The organism is Aliiroseovarius sediminis (assembly GCF_022678485.1).
Lineage (GTDB): Bacteria > Pseudomonadota > Alphaproteobacteria > Rhodobacterales > Rhodobacteraceae > Aliiroseovarius > Aliiroseovarius sediminis.
Map to the genome: position 1 here is coordinate 173,296 of NZ_JALBYP010000032.1, position 17,335 is coordinate 190,630.

15 protein-coding genes are annotated in these 17,335 nt (G+C 60.6%); 11 read left to right on the forward strand and 4 right to left on the reverse strand.

Translation table 11 applies throughout. The features are described 5' to 3' along the window. Positions 1–22 precede the first annotated feature (22 nt). A complete protein-coding gene (locus MN186_RS09880) occupies positions 23–826 on the reverse strand; it encodes an undecaprenyl-diphosphate phosphatase (protein ID WP_242114206.1) in 804 nt (267 codons plus the stop codon). A gap of 218 nt (positions 827–1,044) precedes the next feature. Between MN186_RS09880 and MN186_RS09885 the strand changes: the two genes are divergently transcribed. The 5 genes from MN186_RS09885 (at position 1,045) to queG (ending at position 9,662) form a co-directional block, all read left to right on the forward strand. Continuing rightward, positions 1,045–2,478: an NAD(P)-dependent oxidoreductase gene (locus MN186_RS09885; RefSeq protein WP_242114207.1), complete on the forward strand. Its 1,434-nt coding sequence runs from the start codon at positions 1,045–1,047 to the stop codon at positions 2,476–2,478. Positions 2,479–2,535: 57 nt separating this feature from the next. Continuing rightward, entirely contained in the window at positions 2,536–7,074 is a 4,539-nt protein-coding gene (gene gltB, locus MN186_RS09890) for a glutamate synthase large subunit (protein ID WP_242114208.1), read from the forward strand. Positions 7,075–7,167: 93 nt separating this feature from the next. Beyond that, the gene (gene mtgA, locus MN186_RS09895; protein ID WP_242114209.1) at positions 7,168–7,908 is read left to right on the forward strand and encodes a monofunctional biosynthetic peptidoglycan transglycosylase; all 741 of its coding nucleotides are present in this window, start codon (positions 7,168–7,170) and stop codon (positions 7,906–7,908) included. Positions 7,909–7,962: 54 nt separating this feature from the next. Beyond that, complete coding sequence (fzlA, locus tag MN186_RS09900) at positions 7,963–8,628, forward strand: FtsZ-binding protein FzlA (RefSeq protein ID WP_242114210.1); 666 nt, start codon at positions 7,963–7,965, stop codon at positions 8,626–8,628. Next, on the forward strand, positions 8,625–9,662 hold the full coding sequence (gene queG, locus MN186_RS09905) for a tRNA epoxyqueuosine(34) reductase QueG (protein WP_242114211.1): 1,038 nt from the start codon (positions 8,625–8,627) through the stop codon (positions 9,660–9,662). The genes fzlA and queG overlap by 4 nt, the downstream gene beginning before the upstream one ends. On the opposite strand, the gene MN186_RS09910 is transcribed toward queG, so the two are convergent. Next, entirely contained in the window at positions 9,659–10,114 is a 456-nt protein-coding gene (locus MN186_RS09910) for a hypothetical protein (RefSeq protein WP_242114212.1), read from the reverse strand. The genes queG and MN186_RS09910 overlap by 4 nt on opposite strands. A gap of 66 nt (positions 10,115–10,180) precedes the next feature. Next, the gene (locus MN186_RS09915) at positions 10,181–11,047 is read right to left on the reverse strand and encodes a branched-chain amino acid aminotransferase (RefSeq protein ID WP_242114213.1); all 867 of its coding nucleotides are present in this window, start codon (positions 11,045–11,047) and stop codon (positions 10,181–10,183) included. 165 nt (positions 11,048–11,212) lie between these two features. Between MN186_RS09915 and MN186_RS09920 the strand changes: the two genes are divergently transcribed. The 6 genes from MN186_RS09920 to dxs are packed head-to-tail and all read left to right on the forward strand — an operon-like array spanning position 11,213 to position 16,438. After that, positions 11,213–11,731: a MarR family winged helix-turn-helix transcriptional regulator gene (locus MN186_RS09920; protein WP_420838923.1), complete on the forward strand. Its 519-nt coding sequence runs from the start codon at positions 11,213–11,215 to the stop codon at positions 11,729–11,731. Further along, a complete protein-coding gene (locus MN186_RS09925) occupies positions 11,724–12,425 on the forward strand; it encodes a response regulator (RefSeq protein ID WP_242114214.1) in 702 nt (233 codons plus the stop codon). Before MN186_RS09920 ends, MN186_RS09925 begins: the two co-directional genes overlap by 8 nt. A gap of 40 nt (positions 12,426–12,465) precedes the next feature. Further along, a complete protein-coding gene (locus MN186_RS09930) occupies positions 12,466–13,401 on the forward strand; it encodes a histone deacetylase family protein (RefSeq protein WP_242114215.1) in 936 nt (311 codons plus the stop codon). Further along, positions 13,398–13,640 carry an exodeoxyribonuclease VII small subunit gene (locus MN186_RS09935; protein ID WP_242114216.1) on the forward strand — a complete coding sequence of 81 codons (243 nt, stop codon included), beginning with the start codon at positions 13,398–13,400 and terminating at the stop codon, positions 13,638–13,640. Before MN186_RS09930 ends, MN186_RS09935 begins: the two co-directional genes overlap by 4 nt. 48 nt (positions 13,641–13,688) lie before the next feature. After that, positions 13,689–14,495, forward strand: a complete 807-nt coding sequence (locus MN186_RS09940) for a polyprenyl synthetase family protein (RefSeq protein ID WP_242114330.1) — start codon at positions 13,689–13,691, stop codon at positions 14,493–14,495. Between the two features lie 14 nt (positions 14,496–14,509). Then, positions 14,510–16,438, forward strand: coding sequence for a 1-deoxy-D-xylulose-5-phosphate synthase (gene dxs, locus MN186_RS09945; protein ID WP_242114217.1), 1,929 nt, complete (start codon positions 14,510–14,512; stop codon positions 16,436–16,438). On the opposite strand, the gene MN186_RS09950 is transcribed toward dxs, so the two are convergent. Next, entirely contained in the window at positions 16,435–17,268 is an 834-nt protein-coding gene (locus MN186_RS09950; RefSeq protein ID WP_242114218.1) for an SDR family oxidoreductase, read from the reverse strand. The genes dxs and MN186_RS09950 overlap by 4 nt on opposite strands. Positions 17,269–17,335: the final 67 nt, after the last annotated feature.

Here is a 17,335-nt window from a genome sequence, read left to right on the forward strand (position 1 = left end):
GCGCGGACCTCCGCGCCTTTTTTCATAGATAGGCAAACCCCAGCAGAACCACACCCAGCGCGATTCGATAAACAACATAGGGCGTGAAGCTGACTGACCGTAGCAGCCGCATCATCAGGCTAAGCGCCAGAAGTGCCGACACGAACGACAGCGCGGCGGCAATCGCGCCGTCGCGGGCGACCTGAAGGTTAGCCGTTGCGGCAACCTCGACCCCCAGAAGGACGCCGGATGCAAAAATGGTAGGGATCGACATCAGCATCGCCAGTTTGGCCCCGTCCGTGCGGTCGTAACCCAAGGCGCGCGCGCCCGAAATCGTGGCACCCGACCGCGATGTGCCGGGAATCAGCGCCAAGGCCTGCCACAGCCCCATGATCACCGCGTCGCGCAGCGTCCAGTCGTCAGCCCGCTTGGCTGTCGCGCCTTTTTGGTCGGTCCAGTACAGCACCAGTCCGAACAGAAGCATCGTCCATGCGATGACCTTCACGGACCGCATCACGTCGTTCAGTCCCGTCAGTTTCAGCAAAAGGCCCAGGATGATGGCGGGGATGGTCGCAATAGCCAACAGAAACGCCAGCTTCGCGCCAGGTGTGTCGATGCGCCCGGTCAACATACGTGGAATGCCGGCCAGCCCCATACGCACATCGGCCCAGAAAAACAGCACAACGGCGCCCAGCGTGCCTAGATGCACAGCAACGTCGATGGCTTGGCCCTGGTCGGGCAGATTCGTCAGGTGTGGGATCAGCGCAAGATGCCCCGATGACGACACCGGCAGGAATTCGGTCAAGCCTTGAATCACGGCGACAAGAAACAGATGGGCAAGGGTCATGCGCGGGCCTTCTTAAGTGTTGCCGCGCAAGCTATCCCAGCGGGCTGGAAAGGGAAGGGCGATAATATGGCATGTGTGCTGACATAAATTTGTAATATAATCCCGTTTAAGAACAGTCTTTTGGCAAAAATAATAATAATAGGACAGCTATACTGCCTTTTATTTTCTGCAAGCCGGTTATACAAACGCCCATCCAAGCTAAGTTGATGGGAGCCAGTATGGCCAAGCAGCCAATGTTGAAGTTCGTGGATGTCGCACGAGATATGCCCGAAAAACGGGCGGCCGATGCCCGCCGCGAAGATTTCCACGAAATCTATGCCGAGTTCGCCGCCCAAAAGGCTGCCGAACAGGCCAGCCGGTGCAGCCAATGTGGTGTTCCCTATTGTCAGTCGCATTGCCCGCTGCACAACAACATCCCCGACTGGTTGCAAATGACTGCCACAGGCCGGTTGAAAGAAGCATATGAGCTAAGCCAGGCGACCAACACTTTCCCTGAAATCTGTGGTCGGATCTGTCCGCAGGACCGTCTGTGCGAAGGCAATTGCGTGATCGAGCAATCGGGCCACGGCACCGTCACCATCGGCGCGATCGAGAAATACATCACCGATACCGCATGGGATAAGGGCTGGGTTGAACCGATCACGCCGCACACGTCACGCGATGAACGGGTGGCGATCATTGGCGCTGGACCGGGCGGGTTGGCGGCAGCCGACGTTCTGGTACGCGAAGGCGTCAAGGTCACGATCTATGATCGCCATGACCGGGCGGGCGGGCTGATGACCTATGGCATTCCCGGCTTCAAGCTTGAGAAAGACGTGGTGATGCGCCGCGTAAAACTTTTGGAGGATGCGGGCGTCGAGTTCGTCCTGAACTGCAATGTCGGTGATGACATCAGCTTTCAGGACATCCGCGCGCAGAACAACGCCGTCCTTCTGGCGACCGGTGTCTATAAGGGGCGCGACCTGTCCGGGCCGGGGGCAGGCGCCAAGGGCATCGTCCGCGCACTGGATTTCTTGACATGCTCGAACAAGCTGAGCTTTGGCGACGACGTTCCGGAATTCGACAGCGGAGAGCTGAACGCCGAAGGCAAGCGGGTCGTTGTCATTGGCGGGGGCGATACGGCGATGGATTGCGTGCGCACGGCCATCCGGCAGGGCGCGAAATCTGTCAAATGTCTGTATCGCCGCGACCGCGCCAACATGCCCGGATCGCAACGCGAAACACAGAACGCCGAAGAAGAGGGCGTCGAGTTTGTTTGGCTGTCGGCCCCCAAGGGGTTCAGCGGTGATCCGGTGAAGGGCGTCATCGTGCAGAAGATGCGGCTTGGCGCACCCGACGCCTCGGGCCGTCGCAGCCCCGAAGTGATCGAAGGGTCAGATTACACCGAGGACGCCGATCTGGTCATCAAAGCCCTGGGGTTCGAACCTGAAGACTTGCCCGCGCTTTGGGGCGAAAACGCCCTTCCTGTGACTCGCTGGGGCACCGTGAAAGCCGCGTTCGGAACGCATCAGACCGATCTGGATGGTGTCTGGGCCGTGGGTGACATCGTGCGGGGCGCGTCACTGGTCGTCTGGGCCATTCGCGATGGGCGCGAGGCGGGGGAAAATATCATCGCTTCGCTTAACGCTGCCCGCGCGCTTGCCGCAGAATAATGAATTTTCCGGGCTGCCGGGCCACAGTGCCCCTGCCCGACCGACAGGAGAGTCTTGATGACGAAATACGATGCCGATTGGGTCCGCCGCGAAGAAACCAAGCGCAAGTTCATGGACGAACACAGCCTTTATCGCCAGGAAGACGAGCACAGCTCGTGCGGCGTCGGGCTGGTTGTCTCGGTTGATGGCACGGCCTCGCGTCAGGTGGTTGAAGCGGGCATCAACGCCCTGAAAGCAATCTGGCACCGCGGGGCTGTGGATGCTGACGGCAAGACGGGGGACGGCGCGGGCATCCATGTTCAGATCCCCGTTCCGTTCTTCCACGACCAAATTCGCCGCACCGGGCACGAACCGCACGAGGATCAACTGATCGCCGTCGGTCAGGTGTTTCTACCGCGCACCGATTTCGGCGCACAGGAAGCTTGTCGGACAATCGTTGAAACCGAAATCCTTCGGTTGGGCTACAGCATCTACGGCTGGCGCCACGTTCCGGTCGACATCACTTGCCTTGGCGCAAAGGCCAACGCCACCCGGCCCGAGATCGAACAGATCATGATCTCGAATTCCAAGGGTGTCGATGAAGAGACCTTCGAACGCGAGCTTTACGTGATCCGCCGCCGGATCGAAAAGGCAGTGGCAAGCGCACATATCAACGGGTTGTATATCGCGTCGCTGTCCTGCCGTTCGATCATCTACAAGGGGATGATGCTGGCCGAGCAGGTTGCCGAGTTTTATCCCGACCTGATGGATGAACGGTTCACCTCGACCTTCGCGATCTATCACCAGCGCTATTCCACCAACACCTTTCCGCAATGGTGGCTCGCGCAACCCTTCCGCATGTTGGCCCATAATGGTGAAATCAACACCCTGAAGGGCAATCTGAACTGGATGAAAAGCCACGAAATCCGTATGGCGTCCGGCGCGTTTGGCGATCTGGCCGAGGATATCAAGCCGATCGTGCCGGGTGGGTCGTCGGATTCTGCCGCGCTGGACGCCGTGTTCGAGGTGCTGGTGCGGGCAGGCCGCTCGGCCCCGATGGCGAAAACCATGCTGGTGCCGGAAAGCTGGTCAAAGCAGGCGGTGGAACTGCCGCAGGCGTGGAAGGACATGTATTCCTATTGCAACTCGGTGATGGAGCCGTGGGACGGCCCTGCCGCGCTTGCCATGACCGACGGTCGCTGGGTCTGCGCTGGGCTTGATCGTAACGGGTTGCGCCCCATGCGCTATGTCGTCACCGGCGACGGCCTTGTGATTGCCGGTTCTGAAGCCGGGATGGTGCCGATTGACGAGGCGCAAATCGTGGAGAAAGGGGCGCTTGGCCCCGGGCAGCTTCTGGCCGTCGATACGGTCGAAGGCAAGCTGTATCACGACACCGAAATCAAGGACAAACTGGCCGTGTCGCGCCCGTTCGGGGAATGGGTCGGCAAGATCAACGATCTGGGCGAAGGCCTGACGGGCGTCGAGGAAAAGCCGATTTATTCCGGTGATGAATTGCGCCGTCGTCAGCTTGCTGCTGGCTATACTTTGGAAGAATTAGAGCAGATCCTTGCCCCGATGGCTGAGGATGGGAAAGAAGCACTGGCGTCAATGGGCGATGACACGCCCTCGGCGGTTCTGTCGACGAAATACCGCCCGCTTAGTCACTATTTCCGCCAAAACTTCAGCCAGGTCACGAACCCGCCCATCGATTCTTTGCGCGAATTTCGGGTCATGTCGTTGAAGACGCGGTTCGGGAACCTGAAAAACGTGCTGGACGAAAGCGGCACACAGACCGAGATCATCGTGTTGGAAAGCCCGTTTGTCGCAAACGAACAATTCGTAAAGATGACCGAGGTGTTCAGCCGTCAGATGGTCGAAATTGATTGCACCTTCCCGGCCGGCGGCAGCGCGGGGGCATTGCGCATCGCGCTGGACGACATCCGTGCGCAGGCCGAAGACGCGGTGCGGTCCGGTGCCGGGCATATTGTGCTGACCGATCAGGGGCAGAATGAGGCGCGCATCGCGATGCCGATGATCCTTGCGACCTCGGCCGTTCATTCCTGGTTGGTCAACAAGGGGCTGCGCCCGTTCTGTTCGATCAACGTGCGGTCGGCGGAATGTCTGGACCCGCATTATTTCGCGGTGCTGGTGGGCTGTGGCGCGACCACGGTGAACGCCTATCTGGCCGAGGACAGCCTGGCCGACCGGATCGACCGCGGCCTGTTGGAGTGTTCGCTGACCGAAGCCGTTGCCCGCTATCGCGAGGCGATTGACCAGGGGCTTCTGAAAATCATGGCGAAGATGGGGATCTCCGTCATTTCGTCCTATCGGGGCGGGCTGAATTTCGAGGCCGTGGGGCTGAGCCGCGCGATGGTGGCCGAGTATTTCCCCGGCATGACGTCGCGGATATCTGGCATCGGTGTGAACGGTATCCAGAAGAAGCTGGAGGAAGTGCACGCGGCCGGATATCGCCACGGCAATCAGGTGCTGCCGGTGGGCGGGTTCTACAAGGCGCGCCGGACGGGCGAAACCCACGCATGGGAAGCGCAGTCGATGCACTTGCTGCAGTCGGCCTGTGATCGTGCCTCGTTCCAGATGTGGAAGCAATATTCGGCGCGGATGCGGGCCAACCCCCCGATCCATTTGCGCGACCTGCTGGACATCAAGCCCCTGGGCAAGGAAGTCCCGATTGAAGAGGTCGAAAGCATCAACGCGATCCGCAAACGGTTCGTGACGCCGGGTATGTCGCTGGGTGCGCTGTCGCCCGAGGCACACAAGACGCTGAATGTCGCGATGAACCGCATCGGCGCCAAGTCGGATTCGGGCGAGGGCGGCGAAGACCCCGCGCATTTCCATCCGGAACCGAATGGTGACAACCCGTCAGCCAAGATCAAACAGGTGGCATCGGGCCGCTTCGGTGTGACCGCCGAATACCTGAACCAGTGCGAAGAGCTGGAAATCAAGGTCGCCCAGGGTGCTAAGCCCGGCGAGGGTGGCCAGTTGCCCGGCATGAAGGTCACCGACCTGATTGCGCGGTTGCGCCATTCGACCAAGGGTGTGACGCTGATCTCACCGCCGCCGCACCACGACATTTATTCGATCGAGGATTTGGCCCAGCTGATCTACGACCTCAAGCAGATCAACCCGCGCTGCAAGGTGACTGTGAAGCTGGTGGCGGCCTCGGGCGTTGGCACGATTGCGGCGGGTGTGGCGAAGGCCAAGGCCGACGTGATCCTGATTTCGGGCCATAACGGCGGCACGGGTGCGTCGCCTGCGACTTCGATCAAGTTTGCCGGTCTGCCGTGGGAAATGGGTCTGACGGAAGCGCATCAGGTGCTGGCGATGAACAACCTGCGCGACCGCGTGACGCTGCGCACCGATGGCGGCCTGCGCACTGGTCGTGACATCGTCATGGCCGCGATGATGGGGGCCGAGGAATACGGCATCGGCACCGCCGCCCTGATCGCGATGGGCTGTATCATGGTGCGTCAGTGCCAGTCGAACACTTGCCCCGTGGGCGTCTGCACGCAGGACGAAGACCTGCGCAAGAAGTTCTCCGGCAGTGCGGACAAGGTGGTCAACCTGATCACCTTCTATGCGCAGGAAGTGCGTGAAATCCTTGCCTCGATCGGTGCACGTTCGCTGGACGAGGTGATCGGACGTGCCGATCTGCTCAGCCAAGTCAGCCGCGGCTCGGCGCATCTGGATGATCTGGACCTGAACCCGCTTCTTCTGGTCGTCGATGGGGCAGACAAGATCGTTTACGACCGCGACCGCAAGCGCAACGCCGTGCCCGACACGCTGGACGCCGAGATCGTGCGCGACGCGAATCGTTTCCTTGAAGACGGTGAAAAGATGCAGCTGTCCTATACCGTGCAGAACACGCACCGGACGGTCGGCACGCGAATCTCCAGCCATATCGTCAAGCGGTTCGGGATGCGCAACAGCTTGCAACCCGACCACCTGACGGTGCAGCTGCAAGGCTCGGCGGGTCAGTCGCTGGGTGCGTTCGCAGCACCCGGCCTGAAGATCGAGGTGTCAGGTGACGCCAACGATTACGTCGGCAAGGGCCTGTCGGGCGGCACCATCATCGTGCGCCCGCCGCTGTCCAGCCCGCTTGTGGCCAAGGACAACACGATCATCGGCAATACGGTGCTGTATGGTGCAACCGACGGCTATCTGTTTGCCGCAGGCCGCGCGGGCGAACGCTTCGCGGTCCGCAACTCGGGCGCGCATGTGGTGATCGAGGGCTGTGGATCGAACGGCTGCGAATACATGACCGGCGGTGTGGCAGTGATCCTTGGGTCCATCGGGTCCAACTTCGGTGCGGGGATGACGGGCGGCATGGCTTATCTTTATGACCCCGATGGCGCGGCGCAGGACTATATGAACATGGAAAGCCTTGTCACCAACCCGGTGACAGTCGACCACTGGGAAGCCCAGCTGAAGTCCCTGATCCAGCGCCACGCGGATGAAACGAACAGCCAGCAGGCTGCCGAGATCCTGCGCCATTGGGAGCTTGAGCGCAGCAACTTCCTGCAGGTCTGCCCGGTCGAGATGCTGGACAAACTGCCCGCCCCGCTCAGCCTCGACGCTGACGCCATCCCCGCGCAATAGGGTCGCAAAAGCTTGGGTGTCCGCCTAACCGGCGGGCGTCATCCTTTCCCCCTGCGCCTTGACCAGATCGGCACATCATGGTCTGAAAGATACGTGGCACGAGCAGCTAAAAAGAAGCCGACCGGCAAGAAAAAGGCGCAAAAGAAAAAGCGCATCAGACTTCACCCGATCCAGTGGGTGAAGCTGTGGTTCAGGCGTGCCGTTCTCGCGGTCATCGTGTTTTTCGCGCTGGGCATCGTGGGCTATGCTTTCGTCAACCCCTTCACCACCCCTCACATCATCGCTGAAAAGATGCGGCTGGGCTGGGCTGAACGCCAATGGGTAGATCTTGAAGACGTGGCGCCCATCATGGCGCGCACAGTCGTCGCGGCAGAGGATGCGAATTTCTGCCAGCACTGGGGTTTTGACATGCGCGCCATTCGCGCGGCGATTGACGAAGGTGGTGGACGGGGCGCATCGACTCTGACGCAACAGGTCGTAAAGAACGCCTATCTGTGGCACGGGCGCTCCTGGCCGCGCAAAGCGCTTGAGGCCATGATCACACCCTTCGTCGAACTGGTCTGGTCCAAACGTCGCATCATCGAGGTCTACCTGAACATCGCTGAATTCGATGAAGGCGTGTTTGGCGTTCATGCGGCGGCGCGGCATTATTACGACATCACGCCAGACAAACTGTCGCCGGTGCAGGCCGCGCGTCTGGCCGCCCTTCTGCCCAACCCCAAGGAACGATCAGCCTCGCGCCCGTCGCCATTTGTGCGCAAACGGGCGCAGGCCATTCTGGACGGGGCGGCCACGATCCGCGCGGATGGGCGCGCCGCCTGTTTCGAGGATTGATCCCAAGCGGCAAACGCGGCAATACAAGGCAAAGAAGGATATCGGATACCCGCCATGAACCGCCTGTTTCACGTCCCCCTGTCCCCGTTCTGCCGCAAGGTGCGCCTGTCGCTGGCCGAAAAGAAGATCGAGGTCGAACTGGTCGAGGAAAAATACTGGGAGCGAAGCTCGGATTTTCTGCGCCGCAACCCGGCGGGCAAGGTGCCGATCCTGAAAATGGACGGAAAGCTGCTGAGCGAAAGCGGTCCGATCTGTGAATATATCGAAGAACGCCACCCCGAGCCCGCGCTTTTGCCTGACGATGCCGATGGCCGATACGAGGTGCGGCGGCTGGTCAACTGGTTCGACGACAAATTTCATCACGAGGTGACGTCGAACCTGTTGTATGAACGGGTGAACAAGAAGGTAATGGGCGCAGGCTATCCTGAAAGCCGCAACATCAAGGCCGGCGCGAAGGCGATCAAGTATCATCTGGATTACATGGGCTGGCTGCTGGAACAGCGCCGCTGGTTGGCGGGAAATACGATGACGCTGGCCGATTTCGCCGCTGCCGCGCATCTGTCGGCGTTGGACTACATCAGCGATGTGGACTGGAACCGGAACGAGAACGTGCGCGAATGGTATGCCAAGATCAAATCGCGCCCCGCGTTCCGGTCAATTTTGGCCGACCAGATTCCGGGCTTCCCGCAGCCTCCGCATTATTCGGATCTGGATTTTTGACCGCCGAGATTCGGCAGGCCATCAATGATCAAGCCCTGGACGAAGGTTTCGCGCAAGCAGGGTTCTGCCGCCCTGACAGCGTGCCCCAAATCGCCGAACGGCTGGAAACCTATGTGGACGAAGGTCGCCATGGCGATATGGGCTGGATGGGCGAACGGATGCACTGGCGCGGCAACCCCGCTGCACTATGGCCCGAGGCGCGCACCGTCATCATGCTGGCCGAACCCTATACCCCCACGCATGACCCGATGAAGGTGGTGGAAATGTCCGACCGCGCCGCGATCAGCGTCTATGCACAGAACCGGGACTACCACGATATCGTCAAGAAACGGCTGAAGCGCGTGGGGCGCTGGATGATCGACCGCTTCGGGGGCGAGATCAAGGTGTTCGTCGACACAGCCCCGGTGATGGAAAAACCTCTTGCCGCCGCCGCCGGGCTGGGCTGGCAAGGCAAGCACACCAACCTGTTGTCGCGCGAATTGGGCAACTGGTTCTTTCTGGGCGCGATCTTCACGACGCTTGAGCTGCCTGTCGATGAGCCGGGGCGCGAGAATTGCGGGTCTTGCACTGCCTGTCTTGAAGCCTGCCCGACCGACGCGTTCCCCGCGCCGTTTCAACTGGATGCGCGCCGCTGTATTTCCTATCTGACGATCGAGCATAAGGGGCCTGTGGATGAGCCGCTGCGCTCGCAACTGGGCAACCGCATTTATGGATGCGACGATTGCCTTGCGGCCTGCCCGTGGAACAAGTTCGCGGTCGAGGCGTCCGAAATGCGATACGCCGCGCGTGACGATCTGGTGGCGCCGAAGCTGGCGGATCTGGTCGGGTTCGACGATGCCGGTTTTCGCACGCATTTTTCCGGCAGCCCGATCAAGCGGATCGGGTTGTCGCGGTTTCTGCGCAATGTGCTTTATGCCATCGGAAATTCGGATGATCCCGCTCTGTTGCCTCATGCGCAAGGGCATGTAGACAGCGATGATCCGGTTGTCGCCGACGCTGCGCGCTGGGCGGTGGCAAAACTGTCCCGACCCTAGGGGGTGGGCGGAGGCTGGTCCACCGGCGGTGGACGGGGATGCGCCACGATCATGTGATAGGCTTGGATTGCCGCGTTGACGCCCTTCACCGCGTTGGCCTTGTCGAACGGTCCGATGCGCGATGCGCCCACCTGATACAAAACGGATGACCCTTCGTCCGGCGTGTCCGTGACGACAACTTGCAGGGCAATATTCTTGATATCGAAGGCTTGCACCAGCAGTTGCGCGAACCGGTCGCTGGATTGCCCTTCGACCGCACGATCCCAGTGAAGCTGCGCAATCACCTCGGGTCGGCGGATGGGGGTCTCTCGTTCGATCGCTTCTTGGGTGATGCCAAGCGGGCGCAGAGTTGGGTCTTGGCTGTAGTGATACCACGCAAGCGACAGCGCGGTCGGCAGCATGATCACAGCGATGATCACAAACAGCAATCTGGCTTCTCGACGCGCAAACATGCCCAACCCCCTTTCCCGACTCCGCGTCAGGATAGGGTGGCCAGGTTCACGAAGCGTTAAGACGCCCTAGCTGCGCACCAGTTTTTCATAGTCCTGGGCGATTTCGCGGGTCAGGGCGCCAACTTCGAACATGTGCTCGCCGATCTGGCCAACCGGTGTGACTTCGGCGGCGGAGCCGGTCAGCCAGCATTGCTCAAACCCTTCCAACTCCTCTGGCATGATGTGGCGTTCGTGCACGGTGACGCCCTTGTCCTGCAACATGCCAATCACCGTTTGCCGTGTCAGACCGTTCAGAATCGCATCGGGCAGGGGCGTGTGCACCTCGCCATCCTTCACGAAAAAGACGTTGGCGCCGGTCGCTTCGGCCACATAGCCGCGATAATCCATGAACAGCGCGTCGGAACAGCCCTTTGCCTCGGCCGCATGTTTGGACATGGTGCAGATCATGTAAAGACCGGCGGCCTTAGCCGCAGTCGGGATGGTTTCGGGCGACGGGCGTTTCCACTTCGCGATGTCGAGCTTGGCGCCCTGCATCTTGGCGTCGCCGTAATAGTCACCCCACGACCAGGCCGCGACCGCCATCCGCACCGGATTTCGGGCGGACGAGACACCCATATCTTCACCCACGCCACGCCACGCGACCACGCGGACATAGGCATCGGTCAACCCATTGGCATCGACGACGGCTTGCTTGGCGGCCTCGATTTCATCGACGGTATAGGGAATGGGCATATCCATCATCTCGCCCGATTTCAAAAGCCGTTCCGAGTGCTTGCGCGACAGGAAAATCTTGCCGTTATACAACCGTTCACCTTCGAACACGGACGAGGCATAGTGCAGTGCATGGGTCAGGATATGGACATTCGCATCGCGCCAATCGACCAGTTGGCCGTCCATCCAGATTTTACCATCACGGTCATCATATCCGCTCATCTTCACGTCCTTTGCCGTCTGTCACCCATGGGTGTATTTTGGAAAGTTGCCCAAATTAGGTCCGCTTGGGATATAAAATTACGCAAAATCAAGAATTCGCTAACAATTGATTCTTGGAAAGTCAACAACACTGACATAAAACTGGTCCCTGTAACATGAATTGTGATGAGGCAGGCGATGACGGATATGCAGGCACCGGGTGGTCATGCGCTGTTGTTCCTGACGGACGAGCAGTTGCGCAAAGGGATCGAGGCGATGTTCTTTGCCTATCGCGGCTTCACTGCCGATCCCGATCGCATCCTTGACGCGCACAAGCTGGGCCGTGCGCATCACAGGGCGCTTCACTTCATCAGCCGTGCGCCGGGCACCACGGTTAACAACCTTCTGTCCATTCTGGGTGTGACGAAGCAATCTTTGAACCGGGTGTTACGCACGTTGATCGACGATGGGCTGGTCGATAGCCGCATCGGCACCCGCGACAAACGCGAACGGCATCTGTTCCTGACCGATGCGGGGGCGGCGCTGGAACAGGAATTGTCCATCGCGCAGCGCGAGCGGATGCGTCAAGCTTACCGCGAAGCCGGGCCAGATGCCGTCCAGGGCTTTCGCGCGGTGCTCGAGGCGATGATGGACCCCGAGCTGCGACACCATTTCAACCGCGTGAAGGATGACCGCAATGACTGATCTGGCTGAAGCTCATCTGCTGATCGTCGATGATGACGAACGTATCCGCCGCCTTTTGCAGAAATACCTTGTGCGGCAGGGGTTCTGGGTCAGCGCCGCGCGCGATGCCGCCCACGCACGGCGTATTTTGGACGGGTTGGAATTCGACCTGATCGTGATGGATGTGATGATGCCGGGCGAGGATGGGATCAGCCTGACGCGCGCCCTGCGTGAAACACTCGCCACGCCGATTCTGCTTTTGACCGCCAAGGGCGATACCGAAGATCGGATCAAGGGGCTTGAGGCCGGGGCGGACGACTACCTGTCCAAACCGTTCGAACCGAAAGAGCTGCTGCTGCGCATCAACGCCATCCTGCGGCGCATACCAGTCACGACAGAAGAGGTCACACCGAAGGTTCTGCACCTTGGCGACAAGCAGTACGACACCGAACGCGGCGAGCTTTGGCATGGTGAAGATCTGGTGCGGCTGACCGCAACCGAGGCGCAGCTGATGAAGATATTCTCGGCCTCGCCTGGTGATGCGGTCAGCCGCGGTGCACTGGTCGAGCAGTTGGGCCGTGATCAGGGACAGGCGCAGGAACGCGCGGTGGATGTGCAGATCACCCGCCTGCGGCGTAAATTGGAAGCGGACCCCAAGCAGCCACGATACCTTCAGACCGTGCGGGGCGCGGGCTATATGCTGGCGCCTGACTGATCGGCTTGTTGATCGGCGTGGATTGGCCTAGCGTCGCGCCATGACCACGTTGCTTTATACCCATCCGGCCTATCACGACCATGTCACGCCGCCGGGGCATCCCGAGCAGGTCGCCCGGCTGGACGCGATCGAGACCGCCCTGTCCGCCCCCCGCTTCTCGGGGCTTGATCGGCGCACCGCACCGATGGGCAAGATCGACCATATCCGGCTGGGTCATTCGCTGAAGTATTTTCAAAAAATCGAGGCCGCCGCCCCGGTCGAGGGGCTGACGCAGCTTGACGGTGACACGTTCATGGCACCCGGCTCGCTTGAGGCCGCGATACGCGCGGTTGGGGCGAATGTGGCTGCAATAGACACTGTTTTGGCAGGCGAGGCGCAGAATGCTTTTGTCGCTTGTCGCCCGCCGGGACACCACGCCGAAAAGGCCACCCCGATGGGCTTTTGTCTGTTTTCGACCGTCGCCATCGCGGCCCGCTATGCGGCGGAACATCACGGCCTCGATCGGATCGCCGTGCTGGATTTCGACGTTCATCATGGCAACGGTACACAGGATGTTTTGTGGCACGAATCGCGGGTGCGGTTCGTGTCGTCGCACCAGATGCCGCTCTATCCCGGTTCGGGTGGGCTGCATCAGAAGGGCGCCTTCGAGCAGATCATCAACATGCCCTTGGAAGAGGCAACCGGTGGCGAGGTCATGCAAGAGGCCTGGGAGAAAGCGTTTTCCGCTGTGTTAGAGCCTTATGAGCCGCAATTGGTGCTTGTCTCGGCAGGCTTCGACGCCCACCGCCGCGACCCTCTGGCGGGTCTGCAATGGGAAACCGAAGATTTCGCGTGGATGGCGCATCGGATTTGCGATTTGGCGGACAAATGCTGCGATGGCCGGGTGGTATCGTCGCTTGAGGGGGGTTATGATCTGCAGGCTCTCGGCGACAGTGTCGGGGCCTATGTAAACGTGATGATGGAGCGAGGCGCATGAGCGACAAACCCGTAGGCGAGATGAGTTTTGAAGAGGCCATGCGCGCGCTGGAAGCCGTGGTGGGCCAGTTGGAGCGCGGCGACGTGGCACTTGAGGATTCGATCAAGTTGTATGAGCGCGGCGCCGAATTGAAGGCGCGCTGCGAGAAGAAGCTGAAAGAAGCCGAAGAAAAGGTCGCCGCTATTACGCTTGACGCCAATGGAACCCCGACCGGGACAACCCCGGTTGAAGGGCTGTAAGTGTTCCACGCACGACTGACGGAAACGCGTGCGCAAGCGCAAGCTTGTTTGCATGGCGCGGTCCGGAAAGATGGCGCTTTGGCCGATGCGATGCGCTATGCCACGCAGGGTGGCAAGGGGATGCGCGGGTTTCTGGTGATGGAATCGGCGCGGCTGCATGGGATTGACGATGCAATATCTGTCTGGCCCGCCGCCGCGATTGAGGCCATTCATGCCTATTCGTTGGTCCATGACGATCTTCCCTGTATGGATGACGACGATCTGCGGCGTGGCCTGCCGACCATTCACAGGAAATGGGACGAGGCGACGGCGGTTTTGGTCGGCGATGCGTTGCAGGCGTTAGCCTTTGAGCTTCTGACCCATGACGCGGTGGGGGATGCGCGGGTGGCGCTCGTATCCTCGTTGGCGCAAGCTGCCGGGCAGGTGGGCATGGTCCACGGGCAGGCCCTGGACATTGCGGCCGAGACTGCGGCCACCCCCCTGGAACTTGACGACATCATCACGCTTCAGGAAGGCAAAACCGGTGCGCTGATCTGCTGGTCGGCGGAAGCGGGTGCGCTGTTGGCTGGTGCTGACCCTACGCCGCTGCACGACTATGCCACCGCGTTGGGGCTGGCGTTCCAGATTGCCGATGACATTCTGGACGTGGAAGGCGACGTGCAGGCGGTTGGCAAGGCGGTTGGTAAGGATGCAGGTGCGGGCAAGGCGACCTTTGTGTCGATGCTGGGCCTGCAGGCGGCAAAAACCCGCGCAGCGGCGCTGGTCGACGATGCCTGCGACGCCCTGGCACCTTATGGTCAGGCCGCCGATACCTTGCGGGATGCCGCCCGTTTCGTTATCCAACGCGACAGATAGGCAACGGGGCGCACATGGCCGATACACCCGAGACACCCATTCTGGACCGCGTAACGGTTCCAGCAGATATGAAATCGCTGTCAGATCGCGAGATTGTGGCGCTGGCTGACGAAGTGCGGGCCGAAACGATTTCTGCGGTATCTAAAACCGGCGGCCATCTGGGTGCCGGGCTGGGCGTTGTCGAACTGACCGTCGCGCTGCACGCGGTGTTCGATACGCCCCGCGACCGGATCATCTGGGATGTGGGCCACCAATGTTACCCGCACAAGATTCTGACTGGCCGGCGCGACCGCATCCGCACCCTGCGCGCCGAAGGCGGGTTGTCGGGCTTCACCAAGCGTAGCGAAAGCCCCTTTGATCCGTTTGGGGCGGGGCACAGTTCGACCTCGATCTCGGCGGCGCTGGGTTTTGCGGTGGCGCGTGATCTGGGCGGCGCGCCGGAACATGGCATCGGTGACGCGGTGGCAGTGATCGGCGACGGCGCCATGTCTGCTGGTATGGCGTTCGAGGCGATGAACAACGCAGGCCATCTGGGCCGCCGATTGTTTGTCATTCTGAACGACAACGAAATGTCGATTGCACCGCCAGTAGGCGCGATGTCGAACTACCTCAGCCGCCTTTATGCGGGCGAGCCGTTTCAAGAGCTGAAAGCCGCCGCCAAGGGGGCCGTCAGCCTGTTGCCCGAACCCTTCCAGGAAGGCGCGCGCCGGGCGAAGGAAATGGTCAAGTCCATGACCGTCGGCGGCACCTTGTTCGAGGAACTGGGCTTTTCCTATGTCGGCCCCATCGACGGGCATGACATGGAAACTCTGCTGCCCATCCTGCGCACAGTGCATGACCGGGCCACCGGGCCGATGCTGATCCATGTGATCACGAAAAAGGGTAAGGGCTACGCCCCCGCCGAATCTGCCCGAGATCGTGGCCACGCGACAGCGACGTTCGACGTGCCCAGTGGAAAGCAGCATAAAGCACCGTCCAATGCGCCCAGCTACACCTCGGTCTTTGGTAAGGCTTTGGTTGACCTGGCAGGTAAGGATGACAAGGTTTGCGCCGTCACAGCAGCGATGCCCGACGGCACCGGGCTGAACCCGATGGCCGAACGGTATCCGTCGCGGTGTTTCGATGTGGGAATTGCTGAACAGCATGGTGTGACCTTCTCGGCAGCGTTGGCCGCTGGCGGGATGAAGCCCTTTTGCGCGATGTATTCGACGTTTTTGCAACGTGGCTATGATCAGGTCGTCCATGATGTCGCGGTGCAACGCCTTCCCGTGCGCTTTGCCATTGACCGCGCTGGGCTTGTTGGTGCCGATGGGGCGACCCATGCGGGTGCGTTTGACATCGGTTACATGTCTAACCTGCCCGGAATGGTCGTTATGGCCGCTGCGGATGAGGCCGAGTTGATGCACATGGTCGCCACCGCGCATTCGATCAACGATGGCCCCTGTGCGTTTCGTTACCCGCGCGGCGAAGGCGTTGGCGTCGATCTGCCAGAACAGGGCGAGGTGCTGGAAATCGGCAAGGGCCGCATGATCCGTGAAGGGTCACGTGTGGCGATCCTGTCCTTTGGCACGCGCTTGTCCGAGGTCGAGAAAGCCGCCGAGGCTTTGACCGCGCGCGGCATCAGCCCAACGATTGCCGATGCCCGGTTTGCCAAGCCATTGGATCGCGACCTGATCTTGCAACTGGCTGCCGACCACGAGGCGCTGATCACGATTGAGGAAGGTGCGATTGGCGGCTTCGGTAGCCATGTTGCACAACTTCTGGCCGAGGAAGGTGTGTTTGATACGGGTCTGAAATTCCGGTCAATGGTTCTGCCAGACACATTCATCGACCACGCCTCGCCTGCGCGGATGTATGAAGAAGCCAAGCTGTCGGCCAAGGATATCGAAGCCAAGGTGCTTGATGTGCTGAGCGTCGCCCAGATTGGCGAAAAGCGGGCCTAACCCTTGGCTTTTAGCAATGCGGCCAGCCCGTCGCGATACGTTGGATAAAGCAGCTTTACTTCCAGTTCGTCTTTGATCCGTTCATTCTGAACCCGTTTGCTTTCGGCATAGAAGCTGCGGGCCATCGGCGTCATCTCGGCGGTCTCGAAATCCTCGGCAGGTGGGTGCGGCACGCCTAGTAAGTCGGCGGCATGGGCCAGCACATCTTCGGGCGGGGCGGCAAGATCATCACAGACATTATAGATACGTCCCGGGTTCGGTCTGGCGATCGAGGCAGCCAGCACCTGCGCAATGTCATCAACATGGATGCGTGAAAATACCTGGTTCTTTTTGATGATCCGTCGCGCGGTGCCGCGCCGCACCTTGGCGAACGGCCCGCGGCCGGGACCATAGATTCCCGCCAGCCGGAATATGTGAAGGGGCAACCCGGTCTCGGCGGCAAGTTCTTGCCACGCCGCCTCGGCTTTGACGCGCTGCTGCCCGCGCTTGGTGGAAGGGCTGAGGGGCGTTTCTTCGTCAACCCATCCACCTCGATGGTCGCCATAAACGCCGGTGGTGGACAGATAGCCCACCCATTGAAGCTGTGGGGCGATTTGGGCAATATGGTCTCTAACCTGCCGTAAAACCGGGTCTCCGTCTGCGTCAGGCCCGGCCGAGATCAGCAGATGTGTGGTTTTTGACAGGGGCGCGGTGATGTCCGACCCCGGCCATTGAATGACACCGTCGCCTACCTCGCGCGAGGTGCCGATGATGGTGAACTCGCCTTGCAGCAGGCGTGCCAGCGCGCGGGCCGAGTACCCGAACCCGAAGATAAAAAGCGTCTTTTCCATGCGCGCAGTATCGCCGTGCAGCCGCGATTGAAAAGCGGAAAATTCGGCGTCTTTTTTGGGGCTTGCG